The organism is Paraburkholderia heleia NBRC 101817, from assembly GCF_000739775.1.
Classification (GTDB): domain Bacteria; phylum Pseudomonadota; class Gammaproteobacteria; order Burkholderiales; family Burkholderiaceae; genus Paraburkholderia; species Paraburkholderia heleia.
On the sequence record NZ_BBJH01000020.1, the window covers coordinates 59,432 to 79,500 of the forward strand.

The following is a 20,069-nucleotide window of genomic DNA, read 5'->3' on the forward strand; positions in this document are numbered from 1 at the left end:
GCTACATTTCAATCAAAACCCGATACGGAGATACGATGAAAAAAGCCGCTCTCGGCCTGACGTTCGTTAGCGCCGCTTTGCTGAGCGCGTGCGCCACCAGCCAGTCCGCCGGCACCCCTGCCAGCGGTGCGCAGACCGCCACCGCCCCTTCGCGCCTCGACGAGATCATTGCGCGCGGCACGCTGCGCGCCTGCACGACCGGCGACTACAAGCCCTACTCGTTCTACAGGCAGGACGGCACGTTCGAAGGCATCGACATCGACATGACGCAGTCGCTTGCAAAGTCGCTGGGCGTGAAGGCCGAGTTCGTGAAGACGTCGTGGCCGAACCTCATGAACGACTTCCTCGCGAAGTGCGACATTGCGGTGGGCGGCGTCTCCACGACACTCGAGCGCCAGAAGCGCGCGTTCTTCACCGAGGCCTATCAGGTCGACGGCAAGACGCCGATCGTGCGATGCGAAGACGTCAGGAAATACCAGACCATTGCGCAGATCAACCAGCCTTCTGTGCGCGTGATCATGAATCCGGGCGGCACGAACGAGCGCTTCGCGAAACAGTTCTTGCCGCATGCGAATCTCATCATGTATCCGGACAACGTGACGATCTTCAAGCAGATCCTCGCGGGCAAGGCCGACGTGATGGTGACCGACGCCTCCGAGACCATGCTGCAGCAGAAGCTCAACCCGGGGCTGTGTTCGGTGCATCCCGACAAGCCCTTTCAGTACGGCGAGAAAGCGTGGATGGTGCCGCGCGCAGATGTGGTGTTCCAGCAGTATGTCGATCAGTGGCTGCACCTTGCGCGAGCGAGCGGCGAATATCAGGCGATCTCCGACAAGTGGCTGAAGTGAGGTGTTGATTCGCGCCGCATTGTTATGACCCTTCGAATTGCTACGATGAGTTGCAAAAGACATCGTGACTCGAGGCGCGCAAAGCTTGCATTTCACGCACGAGCGCCACGCCGGCGCATTGCGCATGTGCGCAACCGGTAATTGCGTACCGGGCGCGGCTTGCACAAGAGGCCCATGCCGTGGGCCTTCCTTCATGCGAGACGAATCCTCGTGCGCGAGTGGCTGTCAAAGCTGTCAAACAGCCGCAAAAAATAGCGGTAAAAATGACTTCCTCAAATCGCCCAGGAAGGCAAAAAGAGCCGCAGAGCCTTATCCGACGGGCGTTACAACCTGAAACACTTTGTTACCGCGCACCTATCTTAATTCGCCCACAATGCCTTCAACGGTTTCAACACGGATGTGGCGCGGTGCCAGTGTGAGCGGACACAAAACACCAGCCGGTCGGCCCTACGCCGAAGCCCTCTCGAGGGGCATCCTTGTTGGAGCCGTGACCGGCGTCGAAGACGTTTCATGACCCGGCTCCTCCTTTGGTCTCCTCGCGCTAACCCCGTAGCGTGTGGTTTTTAGCGGGCTCCAGGCCCGCTTTTTTTTCGCCTGTGCGGTTCGTTATTCAACCGGCATCCTTCTGCGTCAACACCCCCATCGCCAGACAATCGTTCGGTTTCCCGACTATTTTTTGCGCGCTCTGAAAAGCCGCCGCGGGGCCGTGAACCGGCCGCGGCGGCGTCGCAAAGTGTCAAGCCGTCTTCTGCTCGCCGATCTTGAGTTCGTCGATCATGCGTGCGCGCATCACGAACTTCTGCACCTTGCCCGTCACGGTCATCGGCAGTTCGTCGACGAAACGGATGTACTTCGGGATCTTGTAGTGCGCAATCTGCCCCTGGCAGAACGCCTGAACCTCCTCTGCCGTTGCCGTTTCGCCTGGGCGCAACACGATCCACGCGCACACTTCTTCGCCATACTTCGCATCGGGCACGCCGAACACCTGCACGGACTGCACCTTCGGGTGGCGGAACAGAAATTCTTCGATCTCGCGCGGGTAGATGTTCTCGCCGCCGCGGATGAGCATGTCCTTGAGGCGGCCGACGATGTTGCAGTAGCCTTCGGCGTCGATCGTCGCGAGGTCGCCCGTATGCATCCAGCCGTCGACGATCGACTCGGCCGTCTTCTGCGCGTCGCCCCAGTAGCCCTGCATCACCGAGTAGCCCTTCGTGCATAGCTCGCCCGTTTCGCCCACGGGCACGATATTGCCGAGCGCGTCGACGATCTTCACTTCGAGATGCGGCTGAATCCGCCCCACCGTGGTCGTGCGCTTGTCGAGCGGGTCGGTGGTCGAACTCTGGAACGACACCGGGCTCGTTTCCGTCATGCCGTAGGCGATCGTGATTTCGGCGAGATGCATCTTCGAGACCACGCGCTTCATCGTCTCGATCGGGCACGGCGAGCCGGCCATGATGCCCGTGCGCAGCTTCGAAAGATCGAAACGCGCGAACTCCGGATGATCGAGTTCCGCGATGAACATCGTGGGCACGCCGTGCAGTGCCGTGCAGCCCTCTTCCGCGACGGCTTCAAGCGTCGCGCGCGGATCGAAAGCCTCGCCCGGGAACACCATGTTCGCGCCCACCGAAACGCACGCGAGCACGGCGAGCACCATGCCAAAGCAGTGATAGAGCGGCACCGGAATGCAGAGCGAGTCTTCTTGCGTGAGGCGCATCGCCTGGGCGATGAAACGCCCGTTGTTGAGCACGTTGCGGTGCGTGAGCGTCGCGCCCTTCGGATTGCCGGTCGTGCCGCTCGTGAACTGGATGTTGATCGCCTCATAGGGCGAGAGCGTCGCGTTGATCGCGTCGAGCCATGCCGTACCGTCGCGCGCAATGCGCTCGCGGCCCATTTCCACGAGTTCGCTGAAGCAGAGCATGCCGGGCGTGGCCGTGTCGCACATGCGCACGACCGCGCGCAGGTCGGGCAGGCGCGCAGCCTGCAACTGGCCGGGCATGGCGCTCGCAAGCTCTGGCGCGAGCGTCTGCAGCATCTCCAGATACTTCGAGGTCTTGAAGCTTTCTGCCGAGACGATCGCCTTGCAGCCCACCTTGTTCAGCGCGTATTCGAGTTCGGCCAGGCGATAAGCGGGATTGATGTTGACGAGCACCGCGCCGATACGCGCCGTCGCAAACTGGGTGAGGAGCCACTCGACGCGATTGGGCGACCAGATGCCGACGCGATCGCCCTTGACGATGCCTAGCTCGGCCAAGCCGGCTGCGAGCACATCGACTTCGGCGGCGAACTCGCGCCAGTTCCAGCGGATGCCCTGCTCGCGGAACACCACGGCAGGCCGCTCGGGAAAGCGCCTGGCTGTCTCCTGCAGGAACGTGCCGAGGGTCGCGTCGCTGAGCGGCATGTCGGTTGTGCCTCGCACGTAGGAAAGCCCGTCTCCCGGCGCGATGAGCGGCTCACGTACACCGGGCGCCGCGCGCGCGCCTGCTGCGTCGATTGCCATGATGGCTGTCTCCTGGGGAGCGTCACTCCCGCGTTTGAAATGAATTTGAAAACCATTGTGCCACCGGATTTTCCGGGGGCGGCATCAAGTGTTACCCGCAGTGTCCGGGCCGGCTGCGAACGCATGATTTGGCATTACCTTTCCGTAAACGTCAAGTATGCCAGAGCGTTTTTATCGGCCACCATGACTCATGGGCATTTATGCCGCGTTTTTTATCGCGATGCCATCGGGCCGTGCCCGCTCAGCGGCGCGCAAAGACAAAAAGGGCTCCCGGTTGGGGAGCCCTTTTCGCTTCGAACGCGGCGCCACGAGGGCGCGCGTAAGGAACCCGTTAATGCTGGTTCATCTTGCGCAGGCGCTGGATCGCCGCGAGCTGCGCGACCGCGTAGGCCAATTCGGCCTGGGCGGTGGCGTACTCGAGGTTCGAGCCCGCGTTCTGCAGCGTCTCTTCAGCGCGCTTGCGCGCTTCCGTGGCCTTCGCCTCGTCGAGATCCTTACCGCGAATCGCGGTGTCGGCGAGCACCGTGACGGCGCCCGGCTGCACTTCGAGAATACCGCCTGCGACGAACACGAACTCTTCAGCGCCGTCTTCCGCCACGATGCGCACCGCGCCCGGACGAATACGCGTGATGAGCGGCGTGTGGCCCGGCAGAATGCCCAGCTCGCCCGCCTCGCCCGGAAGCGCGACGAACTTCGCCTGGCCGTCGAAGATGCTCTCTTCGGCGCTGACGACGTCTACCTTGATGGTTGCTGCCATATGTGTCGACTCCTGTCGATCGGCGTTAGCGCTTTGGCGCTTATTCCGATCCCATGCACGGCCTTGGGGTCAATGGGTTGCTTCGGCGGGCAGGTAACGCGTTACCTGCCCGCCTGTTGGCAACTCGACCCTTACTGGATCTTCTTGGCCTTTTCGAAGGCTTCGTCGATCGTGCCGACCATGTAGAACGCCTGCTCCGGCAGGTGATCGCACTCGCCGCCAACGATCATCTTGAAGCCGCGGATCGTTTGCTTCAGCGGCACGTACTTGCCCGGCGAGCCCGTGAAGACTTCCGCGACGTGGAACGGCTGCGAGAGGAAACGCTGGATCTTGCGTGCGCGGGCGACAGTCAGCTTGTCTTCCGGCGACAGTTCGTCCATGCCCAGAATCGCGATGATGTCGCGCAGTTCCTTGTAGCGCTGCAGCGTTTGCTGCACGCCGCGCGTGATCGAGTAATGCTCTTCGCCGATCACGTTCGGGTCGATCTGGCGCGAGGTCGAGTCGAGCGGATCGACTGCCGGGTAGATGCCCAGCGAGGCGATGTCACGCGACAGCACGACGGTTGCGTCCAGGTGGCCGAAGGTCGTAGCCGGCGACGGGTCGGTCAAGTCGTCCGCAGGCACGTACACGGCCTGAACCGACGTAATCGAGCCCTTCTTGGTCGACGTGATGCGCTCTTGCAGCTTGCCCATTTCTTCTGCCAGCGTCGGCTGATAGCCCACTGCCGACGGCATACGGCCGAGCAGTGCCGACACTTCCGTGCCAGCCAGCGTGAAACGGTAGATGTTGTCGACGAAGAACAGCACGTCGAGGCCTTCGTCACGGAAGTGCTCGGCCATCGTCAGACCGGTCAGCGCTACGCGCAGACGGTTGCCCGGCGGCTCGTTCATCTGGCCGTACACCAGCGCGACCTTGTCGAGAACGTTCGAGTCCTTCATTTCGTGGTAGAAGTCGTTGCCCTCACGGGTACGCTCGCCCACGCCCGCGAACACGGAGAAACCGCCGTGTTCCTTGGCGATGTTGTTGATGAGCTCCATCATGTTGACGGTCTTGCCCACGCCGGCACCGCCGAACAGACCCACCTTGCCGCCCTTTGCGAACGGGCAGATCAGGTCGATAACCTTGATGCCGGTTTCGAGCAGTTCCGCCGACGGCGACAGCTCGTCGAACGCCGGCGCCTTCTGGTGGATCGAGCGCGTGTGTTCGCTCACGATCGGGCCGGCTTCGTCGATCGGACGGCCCAGCACGTCCATGATGCGGCCGAGCGTCGGCTTGCCGACCGGCACGCTGATGGGGTTGCCCGTGTTCTTGACCAAGGTGCCGCGGCGCAGGCCGTCAGCCGAACCCAGACAGATGGTGCGGACCACGCCGTCGCCCAGCTGCTGCTGCACTTCCAGGGTCAGTTCCGACCCTTCGAGAATCAGCGCGTCGTAGATCTTCGGCATGTGCTCACGCGGGAATTCCACGTCGATCACCGCGCCGATGCACTGTACGATCTTGCCTTCTACCAAAGCAGTTGTACTCATCGATTTTCCTTTAGATACCTGAATTCTTCACTCGCTCACCGGCATACACCGGCGCGGTTCGCAATCGGTTCACGCCTGTCAGACGGCGGCTGCGCCACCGACGATTTCCGAAAGTTCCTTCGTAATCGCGGCCTGGCGGCTCTTGTTGTACGAGAGCTGCAGTTCGTTGATGACCGTCTTCGCGTTGTCCGACGCCGCCTTCATCGCCACCATACGGGCCGACTGCTCCGACGCCATGTTTTCCGCCACGGCCTGATAGACCAGGGCTTCGACATAGCGCACCAGCAGTTCGTCCACGACGGTTTGCGCGTCCGGCTCGTAGATGTAGTCCCACGCCGACTTCGGCGTCGTGCCGTCGTCATTCGCTTCGAGACGCTCGGCCGACAGCGGCAGCAGCTGCTCGATCACAGGCTCCTGCTTCATCGTGTTGACGAAGCGCGTGTACGCGAGGTACACGGCGGAAAGCTTGCCTTCCGAGTACTGGTCGAGCTGCACCTTGATCGCGCCGATCAGCTTTTCGAGGTGCGGCGTGTCGCCGAGCTGCACAACGTTCGAGACGACCTTCGCGCGCAGACGGTTCAGGAAACCGAGGCCCTTGCTGCCGATCGCAGTGGCTTCGATCGACGTGCCGGATGCTTCCAGATCCTTGAACTTCTGCAGCGTCGCGCGCAGCACGTTGGTGTTCATCCCGCCGCACAGACCCTTGTCGGTCGTGACGAGAATCACGCCTGCGACCTTCGCACCGGTGTTTTCCACCATGAACGGGTGGCGGTACTCGGGGTTCGCACGGCTCATGTGCGCAGCGATGTCGCGGACCTTGTCGGCATACGGGCGGGCGGCGCGCATGCGCTCCTGGGCACGGCGCATTTTCGACGCCGCAACCATTTCCATCGCCTTGGTGATCTTGCGCGTGTTCTGCACGCTCTTGATCTTGCCGCGAATTTCCTTCATTCCAGCCATTGCTTTGCTCCTTTGTCGACCCGGGCGAGCGCTCGCGCGCCGCCCCCGGTCCCAGTCCGTTTATCGTGTCTGATTCCCGGACGGATCAATATGCGCCGGACTTCTTGAAGTCCTTGAGAGCCGCGTGGAGCGCGTTCTCGTCGTCCTTCGACAGGTCCTTCTTGTCCTCGATGCGCGCGACGAGGTCGGCGTGCTTCGACTTCAGGTATTCGCGCAGGCCCTTTTCGAACGGCAGGACGTCCTTGACGTCGATGTCGTCGAGGTAGCCGTTGTTCGCCGAGAACAGCGCAACAGCCAGTTCCCACACTTGCAGCGGCTGGTACTGCGGCTGCTTGAGCAGTTCCGTCACGCGGCGGCCGCGCTCGAGCTGCTTGCGGGTCGCTTCGTCGAGGTCCGATGCGAACTGGGCGAACGCCGCCAGTTCACGGTACTGCGCGAGGTCGGTACGGATACCGCCCGACAGCTTCTTGATGACCTTCGTCTGAGCCGCGCCACCCACACGCGACACCGAAACGCCGGCGTTGATTGCCGGGCGGATGCCTGCGTTGAAGAGGTCGGTTTCCAGGAAGATCTGGCCGTCGGTAATCGAGATCACGTTCGTCGGAACGAACGCGGTCACGTCGCCGGCTTGCGTTTCGATGATCGGCAGTGCAGTGAGCGAACCCGTCTTGCCCTTCACTTCGCCGTTCGTGAACTTCTCGACGTAGTCGGCCGACACGCGAGCCGCGCGCTCGAGCAGACGCGAGTGCAGATAGAACACGTCGCCGGGGTAAGCTTCACGGCCCGGCGGGCGGCGCAGCAGCAGCGAGATCTGACGGTATGCCCAGGCCTGCTTGGTCAAGTCGTCATAGATGATCAGGGCGTCTTGACCGCGATCGCGGAAGTATTCGCCCATGGTGCAGCCGGCATACGGCGCGAGGTACTGCAGCGCGGCCGATTCCGAAGCCGAAGCGGCAACGACGATCGTGTACTCGATCGCGCCCGTTTCTTCGAGCTTGCGCAGCACGTTCTGGATCGACGAAGCCTTCTGACCGATGGCGACGTAGATACAGATGAGGTCCTTGCCCTTCTGGTTGATGATCGTGTCGACGGCCACCGCGGTTTTGCCGCACTGACGGTCGCCGATGATCAGCTCACGCTGGCCACGGCCGATCGGCACCATCGAGTCGATCGACTTCAGACCCGTTTGCACCGGCTGCGACACGCCTTCACGCCAGATCACGCCCGGAGCGATCTTTTCGATCGCGTCGGTCATTTTGGCGTTGACCGGGCCCTTGCCGTCGATCGGGTTGCCGAGCGGGTCGACCACGCGGCCGATCAGTTCGGGACCGACCGGCACTTCGAGAATGCGGCCCGTCGTCTTGACGATGTCGCCTTCCGAGATGTGCTCGTACTCACCCAGAATCACGGCGCCGACCGAGTCGCGCTCGAGGTTCAGCGCGAGGCCGAAGGTGTTGCCCGGGAATTCGAGCATTTCGCCCTGCATCACGTCCGACAGGCCGTGGATACGCACGATACCGTCGGTCACGGAGATCACGGTGCCCTGATTGCGAACGTCTGCGCTCGCTTCAAGGCCCTGGATCCGGCTCTTGATCAGCTCGCTGATCTCAGAGGGATTGAGTTGCATTATTCGCTCCTGATGTTCAATTCTGTTGCGTGCCAGCCGCCGCGCCCGATCCTTGGGATCGAGGCGCTCAGGCGGTCAGAGCCGCCTGCATGCTGGCGAGCCGCGCGCGGACCGAGGTATCGAGCACTTCGTCGCCGACCGTGACGCGCACGCCGCCGATGAGCGACTTGTCGATCTCGACGGCCGGCTTCAGCTTGCATTTGAACTTGCGTTCGAGGCTGGCGACGAGGTCGTCCAACTGGGCGCCTTCGAGCGGGAACGCGCTGACGATCACTGCGTCAGCAGCACCTGCCCTGGCGTTCTTGAGCGCTTCGAACTGCGTCTGGATTTCCGGCAGCAGTGCCAGGCGATGATTCTCGATCAGCATCTGCACGAGGTTCTTCACCTCGGCCGATTCCTTGACCGGCGACTTCACCGCCGCGAGCAGCAGCTCGGCGACCTGGGCATGGCTCACCTTCGGGCTCGTCGCGACCGACTGCACCTCGGGCAAGGCCGCAACCTGTGCCAGCTCCGCAACGAGCGTGGACCAGGCGGCGGTGTCACCAGCTTCGGCCACGCCAAACAATGCTTCTGCGTACGGGCGGGCGATGGTTGCAAGTTCGGCCATGATCAGAGCTCGGCTTTCAGTTGATTCAGCAGTTCGGCGTGGGCCGACTGATCGACTTCGCGCTTCAGGATCTGCTCGGCGCCTTGCACGGCGAGGGCGGCGACTTCGGCGCGCAGTGCTTCGCGTGCCTTGACGACCTGCTGGTCGGCGTCGGCCTTCGCCTGAGCGATGATGCGTGCCGCTTCGGCGTGTGCCTGGGCCTTGATTTCTTCTGCGACGGCCAGTGCGCGCTTTTCAGCGTCGGCGATACGGCTTTGACCCTCGTTACGGGCCGTAGCGAGCTCTTCGCCGACGCGCTTGTGCGCCGCTTCGAGTTCCGCCTTGCCCTTTTCCGCAGCGGCGAGGCCGTCTGCGATCTTCTTCGAGCGCTCGTCGAGGGCGTTGATCAACGGCGGCCACACGAACTTCATCGTGAACCACGCGAGGATCAGGAACACGACCATTTGCGCAAACAGGGTTGCGTTGAGATTCACGGTGTTTCCTTAATCGTTGCTATTCCGGGGAATTGAAACGGCAAGGCGCTCATCGGTTGTGAAACTCGATCAGCGCCTCGTCTCCCGTTCCGCCATGCGCCCACTACCCGTTATAGGTCAGGCGCAACCTTCCAGGGAACTTAGCCCGCGAGCTTCGAGAGCAGCGGGTTAGCGAACGCGAACAGCATTGCAACACCAACGCCAATCAGGAACGCCGCGTCGATCAGACCAGCCAGCAGGAACATCTTCGTTTGCAGCGGGTTCATCAGCTCAGGCTGGCGTGCGCACGCTTCGATGTACTTGCCGCCCATCAGGCCGATACCGATACAGGCGCCGATTGCACCCAGGCCGATGATGATGCCGATACCGATGGCCGTGAAACCCTGGATGTTGGCGATGAAAGCTTGCATGATCACTCCTTATTGAGATTTTCTGGAACTGGGGATTTAAAACTGCAATTCTGGTTTGACGAGCACTTAGTGCTTGTCGTGTGCCTGGCCGATGTACACCAGCGTCAGCATCATGAAAATGAACGCCTGCAGCAGAACGATCAGGATGTGGAAGATCGCCCAGACGCTGCCCGCAATCACGTGGCCGATGAAGCCAAGCACCGTCGTGTCCGCGCCGAAGCTCCACAGACCGCCCAGCAGCGCGATCAGCAGGAACAGCAGCTCGCCTGCGTACATGTTGCCGAACAACCGCAGGGCGAGCGAAACCGTCTTGGCGACGAACTCGATGATGTTCAGTGCAAGGTTCGGGATCCACAAGAGCGGATGCGCGCCGAACGGGGCCGAGAGCAGCTCGTGTGCGAAGCCGCCGGGACCCTTGATCTTGAGGTTGTAGTAAATCATCAGCACGAACACGCCGAGCGCGATGCCGAACGTGCCGTTGAGGTCGGCAGTCGGAACGATGCGCTGGTGCGGCAGCACTTCGGACAGGCCGAGCCAGCCGATCACGCGCGTGGGCAGGTCGACGGGAATGAAGTCGAGCGAGTTCATGAGCGCGACCCAGATGAACACGGTCAGCGCGAGCGGTGCGATGAATGCGCGGTTGCCATGGACGATGGACTTGGACTGGTCCTCGACCATCTCGACCAGCATTTCGATGGCGCACTGGAAGCGGCCCGGTACGCCCGGGGTCGCCTTGCGCGCGGCGAGGCGCAGGATGAGGATCGTCACGACGCCGCACAGGATCGACCAGAACAGCGTGTCGATGTTCCAGACGCTGAAGTCGACGATCGACGTCTGGTGCGAGGTCGCAAAGTTCTGCAAGTGGTGAGCAATGTACTCGGACGGACCCGGTCCGCTCGTTCCTTCGCTAGCTGCCATATCGTGAATGCCACCCAAATTGTCGAAAATCGTTTTCGGCCGCTCCCGCCGCAATACTGTATTGCGGGAACGCACCGCCGTGGATCGTGTCTTATTCTCTTCGCATCGGCCAGCTAACTTCCACCGTCATCGCTTCGACGCCCTGACTTGAGGCGGCGCGATATGGGCGGGTCAGCGCCACGCGAGCGCGATCCAGTATGTCTTTAGTGCGATCAGGTACGTAACGAGCAGGGCAATCCACTGCACGTCGTGATACCAGAACGCGATGGCAACGAACATCGCAATCGTCGCCCCCATCTTGAAGGCTTCACCGAGCATCCAGTTCAGCACGGTGCCGCCACGGCTCAACTGCTTCAGGCGCGCCGCGAACAGCGCGCCGGGAACCCAGCAGACCGCTCCGCCCAGGAACGCCGACAACGCAGCACTGCCCGGCGGCTTATAAAACAGCCACCACGCCAACGTTGCAACCAGGGACAAAACCACTTGCGCCGCGACGACACGAAACGGCGTGACGCGCGATGGGCGACTCACCTGCGCGCCGAAAATCTGCTCGGCTTCGGCCCGGGTGAGCGGAACGATGTCGTTGTTATCTTGCTGGCTGGCGTCCAGCTCGTCCCAGCGCGCGTTGTGATCGACGCGTCCGGAATTTTTTGCCGCTGCACCCTGCCCCCGGCTGGATGCTCCGACTTCGCCCGGCGGTACATCGGGCCCTTCATGCGCCTGCGGCGCTTCGTCTGGCCTCTGACCCACCATCGCTTTATTCCGGAAATTCGCCTTGCACGCGCTTTATTACAGCGCACTTACAGCATCGCCAACCAAATAAATCCGGGCGATTGTAAGCGATAGTTGCAGGCAATTCAAGACTTTAGGCCCTTCAATAATACCTGTGAAACGCGACTTCATGATGCGGAAAAGGCCGCGCCGCGAAGGTGTGACCGGTAACTGTAAGGGACGCAGCAGGCAAAAAGCAATCGTGAGGATGACCAGGTAATTTCGAGACCATCTGGCGCGCAATTGACCATGCGGGCCATGCGCCAGATGTGGGATGGGCTGGCGTCAGAACAGATGCAGCAGCAGCGCGCCGCCCAGAAAGGCCGCGACCCAGAACGGCACGGCGATGAGGTGAAACGGCAGCCACACGCCACGCTCGCCGGAAAGACGCACGGCGATGAGATTCGCCAGCGAGCCGATGGCGACCCCGAAGCCTCCCACGCTCACGCCGAACGCAAGCGCGCGCCAGTCGTACGTAAAGCCCGCGAGCACGATGGCGGCCGGGACATTGCTGATAACCTGCGACAGCACCGCGCCTGCGGCAAAAGCGCGCATCGGCGTTTGCAGCGACAGCGACGTCAGCGCGTGATGAATGGCGGGCAGCGCGGCGACGCTGCGCAGGACGATGAACATCAGCACGAAGATCAGCAGCAGCAGCCAGTCGATCTTGAGCACGATGCGAATGCGCCAGATCACAAAACCCGCCGCGACGGCGGCCAGCGCGACGCCTGCGTGGTGCGCATCGGCGAGCAGCACGAACGCGACGAACAGCAGTGCCGCCACGCTCGCCAACGCGCGGTCGACGCGCTGCGGTACAGCGTCTTTCGAGAGATCGAGCGGTGTGGCCTTGAAAAGAAGCGCGGCAAGCAGGATCAGCATCGCCATCAGAAACGCGCAAAGCGGTGCGAGCCCGACGACGAAGCGTCCGAACGACACCCCGCTCACCTGCCAGAGAAACAGATTCTGCGGGTTGCCGAGCGGCGTGAGCACCGAGCCCGCATTCACGGCAAGCGCGATGAAAATCACGAGGCGTTTGAGCGGCAGCGGCGTGAGCTTGTGGAGCGAAAGCACGAGCGGCACCACGACGAAAAGCGCCACATCGTTGGTCACGATCATCGCGAGTATCGCGGCCAGCGCAACGAGCAGCAACGCGAGAGCGCGTTCCGAGTGAATGTGGTGGACGAGCTTGTGCGCGAGCCAGGTCAGCAATCCTGAATATTCGATGCCCTTGGTCAGAATGAGCAGGCCCGCGAGGGTCATCACCGTTTGCCAGTCGACGAGTGCGGGCAGCGAGGCGATCGGGCGAGGCGCATAAATCTGCAACGCCACGAACGCCACGACGAGGATCGCGAGCACCGGTTCCGAAACGGCAAATGCGCCGATACGGCGCAACAGGTTCATGGGCGCGCGCGCGCCCTGCTCCGATTTACGCACCTGTTTTATGCTCCAGCGCGCGCGTGCCGCGGCGACGCGCATCGCGTCCATAACCTTTACCACCCCCCATCACGCCGCCGTTTCCCCGCGCAAACGCAGCAGAATGCCGTCGAGCGCGTCGAGGTCGCCGAAGTCGACCGTGAGCTGCCCTCGCCCGCGCCGGCCGAGCTTGATCTTCACCGATGCCGCGAGCAGATCCGACAGCTCCTCTTCGAGGCGGCGCGTGTCGCGGCCGCCGTCGTGCGCGGCCTTCGCCTTCACGGCCGGGGCGGCCTTCGTCGTCGCCGAAACGAGCTTCTCCGTTTCACGCACCGACATGCGCTTGTTGACCACCTGGTTGGCCAGCGTGATTTGCGTCGCGGCGTCCACGGCGAGCAGCGCACGGGCGTGGCCCATGTCGAGGTCGCCGGCCAGCAGCATGGTCTGCACGGGCGCCGCGAGATTGAGCAGACGCAGCAGGTTCGACACCGCGCTGCGCGAGCGTCCCACGGATTCGGCCGCCTGTTCGTGCGTGAAGCTGAACTCGTCGAGCAGGCGCTGAATGCCCTGTGCCTCTTCCAGCGGATTCAGGTCCTCGCGCTGGATGTTTTCGATCAGCGCCATCGCGGCGGCGGCCTGGTCGGGCACGTCCTTCACGAGCACCGGCACCTCGGTCAGGCCGGCGATGTGCGCCGCACGGAAGCGTCGCTCACCCGCGATGATTTCGTAGCGCCCCGTCGCAACCGGGCGCACGAGAATCGGCTGCATCAGACCCTGCGCGCGGATGCTCGCGGCCAGTTCCTGGAGCGCGCCCTCGTCCATGCGCGTGCGCGGCTGGTATTTGCCGGCCTGCATCTGCGTGAGCGGCAGCGTGTTGGGCGCGCCGTCGATCTTCACCGCCTCGGTGATGTCCGCGCTGCCGCCGAGCAAGGCTTCCAGTCCCCGGCCCAGCCCCTTCTTCCGTGCTACTGCATTCATCGTGCTTCCCCAGTCTCTCGTCAGAGTGCGCGCACGCGCTCGATCACTTCCGCGCCGAACTGCACGTAGGCCTGTGCGCCTCGCGAGGCGCGATCGAACACCACGCCCGGCAAGCCGTAGCTGGGCGCTTCGGCCAGGCGCACATTGCGCGGGATCACGGCGTCGAACACCTTGTCGCCGAAGTGCTCTTTCAATTGCTCGGAAACCTGCTGCTGCAACGTGATGCGCGGGTCGAACATCACGCGCAGAAGACCGATCACCTTCAGGTCGCGATTCATGTTCGCGTGGACCTGCTTGATCGTGTTGATGAGATCCGAAAGGCCTTCCAGCGCGAAGTATTCGCACTGCATCGGGATCACCACGCCATGGGCGGCGCACAGGCCGTTAAGCGTGAGCAGTGAAAGTGCCGGCGGACAGTCGATGAGGACGAAATCGTAGTCGGCATCGACTTCGGCGAGCGCGGCCTTCAGGCGCCGCTCGCGCTGCTCGACCGTCACCAGTTCGACCTCGGCGCCGGCCAGCTCGCGGTTGGCCGGCAGCACGTCGTAGCCGACCTGCTCCGGCCGCGTGCGCGCGGCGTCCACCGTGACGCCGTCGACGAGCACCTCATACACCGTGTTCTCGCACGCGGCCTTGTCGATGCCGCTGCCCATCGTAGCGTTGCCCTGCGGGTCGAGGTCGATGAGAAGGACACGTTGTCCCTGCGATGCGAGGCTCGCGGCGAGATTGACCGTTGTCGTCGTCTTGCCGACGCCGCCCTTCTGGTTCGCAACGCAGAAGATTTTTGCCATCTTTCGTGTGTCCCTTTTACTGCCTTAAGTAGTTTGCTTACGTTACGACGCAACCGCTTCGCTTGCCATTCGGCCAATTGGTCGTCGCCGGACGGGCTCAGGCCGTGACGACCGGATCAACCGACACTTCGATCAGGTGGCGCTCCGCGTCGAGCATCGGCACGCTCAGGCGGAGCGTATTCAGCGCCCGGGTGCCGGCCGGCAAGCGTTCGATCTCGCCTTCGGGGTGCACACCCTTCATGGCCCAGATCGCCCCGCCGTCGGCAACAAGATGACGGGCCAGTGTAACGAAATCGGCGAGATCCGCGAATGCCCGAGACACGATCAGATCGAATTTTTTTGGTACTTCCACGCCGGGACGCAGTGATTCGACCCGACCGGTCACCACCGAGAGGTTCGCGAGTCCGAGTTCGGCCTTCGCCTGCGACTGGAACGCCGACTTCTTTTGCACGATGTCGTTAAGCGTGACCTGCCAGTCCGGACGCACGATCGCCAGCACGATGCCGGGCAGTCCGCCGCCGGAGCCGACGTCGAGCACCGTCGCGCCGGCGCGCACCGGCAGGTGCGGCACGATCGAAAGCGAGTCGAGAATGTGCTGGATCAGCATTTGACGCGGATCGCGGATCGCCGTGAGGTTGTAGACGGCGTTCCACTTCGCGAGCAGCGCAACGTAGTCGAGCAACTGCTCGTGCTGCCGCCCGGTGAGTTCAATTCCAAGCGCCGCTGCACCCTCTTTCAGCAGACGAGCCAGCGCATCACGGTCCGCGATGCCGGGTTGCCTCGAGCGGCCCGTCATTGCGCCACCGGCGTCGAGTCGGTGCCGCTTTCGTCAGCAGCGCCCGGATTCTGGCGACGGCGGCCAAGGCCACGCTTGAGGTGCACCATCAGCAGTGAGATCGCGGCGGGCGTAATGCCCGAAATACGCGACGCCTGGCCGATCGTTTCAGGCCGGAACTGGTTCAGCTTCTGGCGTGCTTCAAACGACAGGCCACGCACTTCCGCGTAATCGATGCCTTCGGGCAGACGGGTATTTTCTTGCGCGCCATTGCGCTCGATCTCGTCGGCCTGACGATCGATATAACCCTGATATTTGATGCCGATTTCGATCTGCTCCTTGATCTGGGCGAGCAGAACTTCGTCGCCGGCAAGCGGAGCTTCCGGTGCGCAGGCGCCTTCACGCAGACCGCAGACGCCGTCATAGCTCACGCCCGGACGACGCAGCAGATCTGCGAGGTTGTACTCGCGGTCGATCGACTTGCCGAGGAGCGCCGTTGCTTCTTCAGCCGAAAGCGTCTTGGGGTTCACCCATGTCGACTTCAGACGCTCTGTTTCACGTGAAACAGCGTCGCGCTTGCGGCTGAACGCGTCCCAACGCACATCATCAATCACGCCCAGCTCACGACCGATCTCTGTCAGGCGCATATCCGCGTTATCTTCCCGCAGGCTCAAGCGGTATTCGGCCCGGCTCGTGAACATGCGATACGGCTCGGAAACACCGCGCGTTACCAGATCGTCGACCAACACGCCGAGGTACGCCTGATCGCGGCGCGGACACCATGCGTCCTTCCCCTGCACATGCAGGCCAGCGTTCATGCCGGCGAGCAAGCCCTGCGCTGCCGCCTCTTCATAGCCTGTCGTGCCGTTGATCTGACCCGCAAAGAACAGACCGTTGATCACCTTGGTTTCGAGCGAAGCCTTGAGGCCGCGCGGGTCGAAGTAGTCATATTCGATTGCGTAGCCCGGACGCAGGATGTGCGCGTGCTCGAGGCCGCGCATGGAGTGCACGAGCTCGAGTTGCACATCGAACGGCAGGCTCGTGGAGATGCCGTTCGGGTAGAACTCGTTCGTCGTCAGGCCTTCCGGTTCGAGGAAGATCTGATGCGATACCTTCGACGCGAAGCGATGAATCTTGTCCTCGATCGACGGGCAATAGCGCGGCCCCACCCCTTCGATCACCCCCGTGTACATCGGCGAGCGGTCAAGACCGCCGCGAATAATGTCGTGCGTGCGCTCGTTCGTATGCGTGACCCAGCACGGAATCTGACGCGGATGTTGATCCGCGCGGCCCAGGAACGAGAACACCGGCACCGGATCGAGGTCCCCCGGCTGCTCTTCGAGCACCGAGAAGTCGATCGTGCGGCCGTCGATACGCGGCGGCGTGCCCGTCTTGAGACGGCCCTGCGGCAGCTTCAGCTCCTTCAGGCGCGACGAGAGCGTCACCGCGGCGGGATCGCCAGCGCGGCCGCCCGTGTAGTTGTTCAGGCCCACGTGGATCTTGCCGTCGAGGAAGGTCCCCGCCGTCAGCACGACTGCACGGCTGCGGAAGCGGATTCCCACCTGCGTGACGGCGCCCACGACACGGTCGCCTTCGACCATCAGGTCTTCCACGGCCTGCTGGAACAGCCAGAGATTCGGCTGATTCTCGAGGCGGCGGCGGATCGCCGCCTTATAAAGAATGCGGTCGGCCTGGGCGCGCGTCGCCCGGACTGCTGGACCCTTGGACGAATTGAGGATGCGGAACTGGATCCCGCCCTCGTCCGTCGCGGCGGCCATGGCGCCACCGAGGGCATCGACTTCCTTGACCAGATGGCCCTTGCCGATGCCGCCAATCGACGGATTGCAGCTCATCTGGCCGAGCGTTTCGATGTTGTGCGTAAGCAGGAGCGTCTTGACGCCCATGCGGGCGGCGGCAAGCGCAGCCTCGGTTCCGGCGTGACCGCCGCCGACGACGATGACGTCAAACTCTGTGGGATAAAGCATGGCGGGACCTCACGCATGGACGGAAACGACCGCGTGAGCCTTCTCAGAAAAAAGTGGTATGCGCGAATTATAACGGTTTCGGGTTTTCGGCCGTTCACACCCGAATTTTGTTCCCTGGATTCGGCCAGTGCGAAGCAAATAAAAGCGGCGTGTTTCACGTGAAACACGCCGCTCATTTCTACAGCGATAGACGAAGTCAGACCGGCTTCTTTGCCAGCCCGAGATACGTTTCAATCACGCGTGGATTCTGCGCCAACTCTCCCGCCGCCCCTTCTAGCGCCAGATCTCCGGTTTCCAGCACATAGCCGTAGTCGGAAATCTGCAGTGCAGCACGCGCGTTCTGCTCGATGAGCAGCGTCGCAACGCCGGTTTGTCTCAGCGCACTGATGATGTGGAAGATTTCCTTCACGATCAGCGGCGCAAGACCGAGGCTCGGCTCATCCAGCATCAACAGATCAGGCTTGCCCATCAATGCGCGGCCGACCGCGAGCATCTGGCGCTCGCCGCCTGAGAGCGTGCCAGCCGCCTGCGCCCGGCGCTCCTTCAGGCGCGGAAACAGCGTGAAAACCGGTTCGAGCTGATCGAGGAAATTACGTTCACCCGAGCGCTTGCGGCGGTATGCGCCGAGCACGAGGTTGTCCTCCACCGTCATCGAGGCAAACAGCTCGCGCTTTTCCGGCACGAGACACATGCCGCGCGCCACCCGCCGCTCGATCGGCAACGCGCCGATCTCTTCGCCCATATAGGCGATGCGGCCGCTCGCGTGCCCCGTCACGGGCAGCGCGCCCATAATGGCGTTGAGCAGCGTGGACTTGCCCGCGCCGTTCGGACCGATCACGGAGACGATCTGCCCCGCGCCCACCTTGATCGCCGCTTTGTGCAGCGCCTCGATCTTGCCGTAGCGAACCGCGAGTCCGGAAACTTCCAGTACGGGAGCCTTCATCATTCCACCCCGCCCAGATACGCTTCCAGCACGGCCGGATCTCTCTGTACCTCTTCCGGCAGCCCTTCTGCGATGCGCGTGCCGAACTCCATCACCACGAGGCGATCGGTGAGATTCATCACGAAATCCATGTCGTGTTCGACCAGCAGCACGCTCATTCCCTCTTCTCTCAGTCTGCGCAGCAGTGCCGCCAGCTGTTGCTTTTCCTGGTAACGCAGGCCAGCCGCAGGCTCGTCGAGTAGCAGCAAGGTCGGATCGCAACACAGCGCGCGAGCGATCTCCAGAATCCGTTGCTGGCCGAGCGCGAGGCTGCCCGCTTCGTCATACATATGCTGTTCGAGGCCCACGCGGCGGATCTGCTTCGCCGCCTCGCTCATGAGCTTCCCTTCTTCCGCCGCATTGAGCTTGGCCACACTGCGCAGCACGCCCGCGCGGCCACGCAGGTGCGCACCGATGGCGACGTTCTCGAGCACCGTCATCGTCGGCAGCAACTTGACGTGCTGGAACGTGCGGCCAATGCCGCGCGCGACGATTTCACGTGAAGTCAGACGGTCGATGCGCTCGCCGCGGAACGTGATCTCGCCGCTCGTCGGCTGAAGCACGCCGGTCACGAGATTGAAGGTCGTCGACTTGCCCGCACCGTTGGGACCGATCAGGCCAATGATCTGCCCCGCCTTCACTTCGAAGCTCACATCGTTCACGGCCACGAGGCCGCCGAACTGTTTGCGCGCCTTGTTCACCGTCAGCAGCATTTCGCCGGCGGTCGGCTTGCTGCGCTGCGGCAAAGGCTCGGCATGCTCGGGCACATGCGCCTGCGGAGCGCGCGGGAAGAAGCGCGCCACGAACGGCCAGACGCCGCGGCGCGCGTATTGCAGCAGCAGCACCATCAGAATGCCGAACACGATGATCTCGAAGTTGCCGTTCTCGCCGAGCAGCTTCGGCAGCAGCGTTTGCAGCCAGTCCTGCAGCACGGTGAGAATCGCCGCGCCCAGCACCGCGCCCCAGACGTGCGCCACGCCGCCCACCACGGCCATGAACAGATACTCGATGCCGTGATTCAGACCGAACGGCGTCGGGTTCACTGCGCGTTGCAAATGCGCGTACAGGAAGCCCGAAACGGCTGCGAGCACGGCCGCATAGACGAAGATCACCACACGCATCCAGCCGGTGTTCACGCCCATTGCCTCGGCCATCATGCCGCCGCCGCGCAGCGCGCGAATCGCCCGGCCCATGCGGCTATTAAGCAGATTCTGAACAGACACCACGGACACAAGCACCACGACCCAGATCAGGTAGTAGATATGACGGCCCGATTCGAGGTCGATGCCCAGCACGTTCAGCACGGGAATGCCGTTGATGCCGTCGTACTTGCCGAGCATGTCGAGGTTGCCGAACAGGAAGAACAGCGCGAGGCCCCAGGCGATCGTGCCGAGCGGCAGGAAATGGCCCGACAGACGCATCGTGACGAGCCCCAGCACGAGCGCCACGAGCCCGGTGATCACCACGCCGACGATCAGCGCGAGCCACGGCGAAACGCCGTACTGCGTCGTCAGATAGGCGCTCGCGTAAGCACCGAGCCCGACGAATGCCGCCTGCCCGAAGCTCGTCATCCCGCCGATGCCGGTGAGCAGCACGAGCCCGATCGCGACGATCGAATACAGGCCGATGTAGTTGAGCAGCGTGATCCAGTACTCGGGCACATGCACCGGATGCGGCAGCACCGGCAAGGCGAACATCACCACGAGGAACAGCCAGAAGAAGCGGTTGTGCATGACCAATCGTTTCATTGC

General features: G+C 62.8%; 18 protein-coding genes. 1 reads left to right on the top strand and 17 read right to left on the bottom strand.

The genetic code is table 11. The features are described from left to right. Positions 1–35 precede the first annotated feature (35 nt). Positions 36–848, top strand: coding sequence for a transporter substrate-binding domain-containing protein (locus BHE01S_RS17090; RefSeq protein ID WP_042265975.1), 813 nt, complete (start codon positions 36–38; stop codon positions 846–848). A 736-nt stretch (positions 849–1,584) separates the two neighbouring features. Here BHE01S_RS17090 and BHE01S_RS17095 read toward each other — a convergent pair. From BHE01S_RS17095 to BHE01S_RS17175, 17 genes are all read right to left on the bottom strand, one after another. Continuing rightward, entirely contained in the window at positions 1,585–3,345 is a 1,761-nt protein-coding gene (locus BHE01S_RS17095; protein ID WP_042265976.1) for an AMP-binding protein, read from the bottom strand. A gap of 331 nt (positions 3,346–3,676) precedes the next feature. Next, a complete protein-coding gene (locus BHE01S_RS17100; RefSeq protein ID WP_042265978.1) occupies positions 3,677–4,102 on the bottom strand; it encodes a F0F1 ATP synthase subunit epsilon in 426 nt (141 codons plus the stop codon). Positions 4,103–4,233: 131 nt separating this feature from the next. After that, positions 4,234–5,628: a F0F1 ATP synthase subunit beta gene (gene atpD, locus BHE01S_RS17105; protein WP_042265981.1), complete on the bottom strand. Its 1,395-nt coding sequence runs from the start codon at positions 5,626–5,628 to the stop codon at positions 4,234–4,236. A gap of 78 nt (positions 5,629–5,706) precedes the next feature. Next, complete coding sequence (atpG, locus tag BHE01S_RS17110) at positions 5,707–6,588, bottom strand: F0F1 ATP synthase subunit gamma (protein ID WP_028203312.1); 882 nt, start codon at positions 6,586–6,588, stop codon at positions 5,707–5,709. 85 nt (positions 6,589–6,673) lie between these two features. Further along, positions 6,674–8,215 carry a F0F1 ATP synthase subunit alpha gene (atpA, locus tag BHE01S_RS17115; protein ID WP_042265983.1) on the bottom strand — a complete coding sequence of 514 codons (1,542 nt, stop codon included), beginning with the start codon at positions 8,213–8,215 and terminating at the stop codon, positions 6,674–6,676. 67 nt (positions 8,216–8,282) lie between these two features. After that, on the bottom strand, positions 8,283–8,822 hold the full coding sequence (locus BHE01S_RS17120) for a F0F1 ATP synthase subunit delta (RefSeq protein WP_042265985.1): 540 nt from the start codon (positions 8,820–8,822) through the stop codon (positions 8,283–8,285). Between the two features lie 2 nt (positions 8,823–8,824). Continuing rightward, a complete protein-coding gene (locus BHE01S_RS17125) occupies positions 8,825–9,295 on the bottom strand; it encodes a F0F1 ATP synthase subunit B (protein ID WP_028213229.1) in 471 nt (156 codons plus the stop codon). Between the two features lie 140 nt (positions 9,296–9,435). Then, the gene (gene atpE / locus BHE01S_RS17130) at positions 9,436–9,705 is read right to left on the bottom strand and encodes a F0F1 ATP synthase subunit C (RefSeq protein ID WP_028203308.1); all 270 of its coding nucleotides are present in this window, start codon (positions 9,703–9,705) and stop codon (positions 9,436–9,438) included. A 66-nt stretch (positions 9,706–9,771) separates the two neighbouring features. Continuing rightward, positions 9,772–10,623 (bottom strand): F0F1 ATP synthase subunit A, encoded by an 852-nt coding sequence (gene atpB / locus BHE01S_RS17135; protein ID WP_042265988.1) that lies wholly within the window; start codon positions 10,621–10,623, stop codon positions 9,772–9,774. 171 nt (positions 10,624–10,794) lie between these two features. After that, positions 10,795–11,376, bottom strand: coding sequence for an ATP synthase subunit I (locus tag BHE01S_RS17140; RefSeq protein WP_084068940.1), 582 nt, complete (start codon positions 11,374–11,376; stop codon positions 10,795–10,797). Between the two features lie 303 nt (positions 11,377–11,679). Then, positions 11,680–12,795, bottom strand: coding sequence for an SLC13 family permease (locus BHE01S_RS17145; RefSeq protein ID WP_042266139.1), 1,116 nt, complete (start codon positions 12,793–12,795; stop codon positions 11,680–11,682). Between the two features lie 102 nt (positions 12,796–12,897). Continuing rightward, positions 12,898–13,785 (bottom strand): ParB/RepB/Spo0J family partition protein, encoded by an 888-nt coding sequence (locus BHE01S_RS17150; RefSeq protein ID WP_042265990.1) that lies wholly within the window; start codon positions 13,783–13,785, stop codon positions 12,898–12,900. A gap of 20 nt (positions 13,786–13,805) precedes the next feature. Next, positions 13,806–14,576, bottom strand: a complete 771-nt coding sequence (locus BHE01S_RS17155; protein ID WP_042265991.1) for a ParA family protein — start codon at positions 14,574–14,576, stop codon at positions 13,806–13,808. 97 nt (positions 14,577–14,673) lie between these two features. Next, positions 14,674–15,372, bottom strand: a complete 699-nt coding sequence (gene rsmG / locus BHE01S_RS17160; protein WP_042265992.1) for a 16S rRNA (guanine(527)-N(7))-methyltransferase RsmG — start codon at positions 15,370–15,372, stop codon at positions 14,674–14,676. Further along, the gene (gene mnmG, locus BHE01S_RS17165; protein WP_042265994.1) at positions 15,369–17,336 is read right to left on the bottom strand and encodes a tRNA uridine-5-carboxymethylaminomethyl(34) synthesis enzyme MnmG; all 1,968 of its coding nucleotides are present in this window, start codon (positions 17,334–17,336) and stop codon (positions 15,369–15,371) included. The genes rsmG and mnmG overlap by 4 nt, the downstream gene beginning before the upstream one ends. Positions 17,337–17,532: 196 nt before the next feature. Further along, positions 17,533–18,282, bottom strand: coding sequence for an ABC transporter ATP-binding protein (locus BHE01S_RS17170; protein WP_042265995.1), 750 nt, complete (start codon positions 18,280–18,282; stop codon positions 17,533–17,535). Next, positions 18,279–20,066: a branched-chain amino acid ABC transporter ATP-binding protein/permease gene (locus BHE01S_RS17175; RefSeq protein ID WP_084068942.1), complete on the bottom strand. Its 1,788-nt coding sequence runs from the start codon at positions 20,064–20,066 to the stop codon at positions 18,279–18,281. Before BHE01S_RS17175 ends, BHE01S_RS17170 begins: the two co-directional genes overlap by 4 nt. Positions 20,067–20,069: the final 3 nt, after the last annotated feature.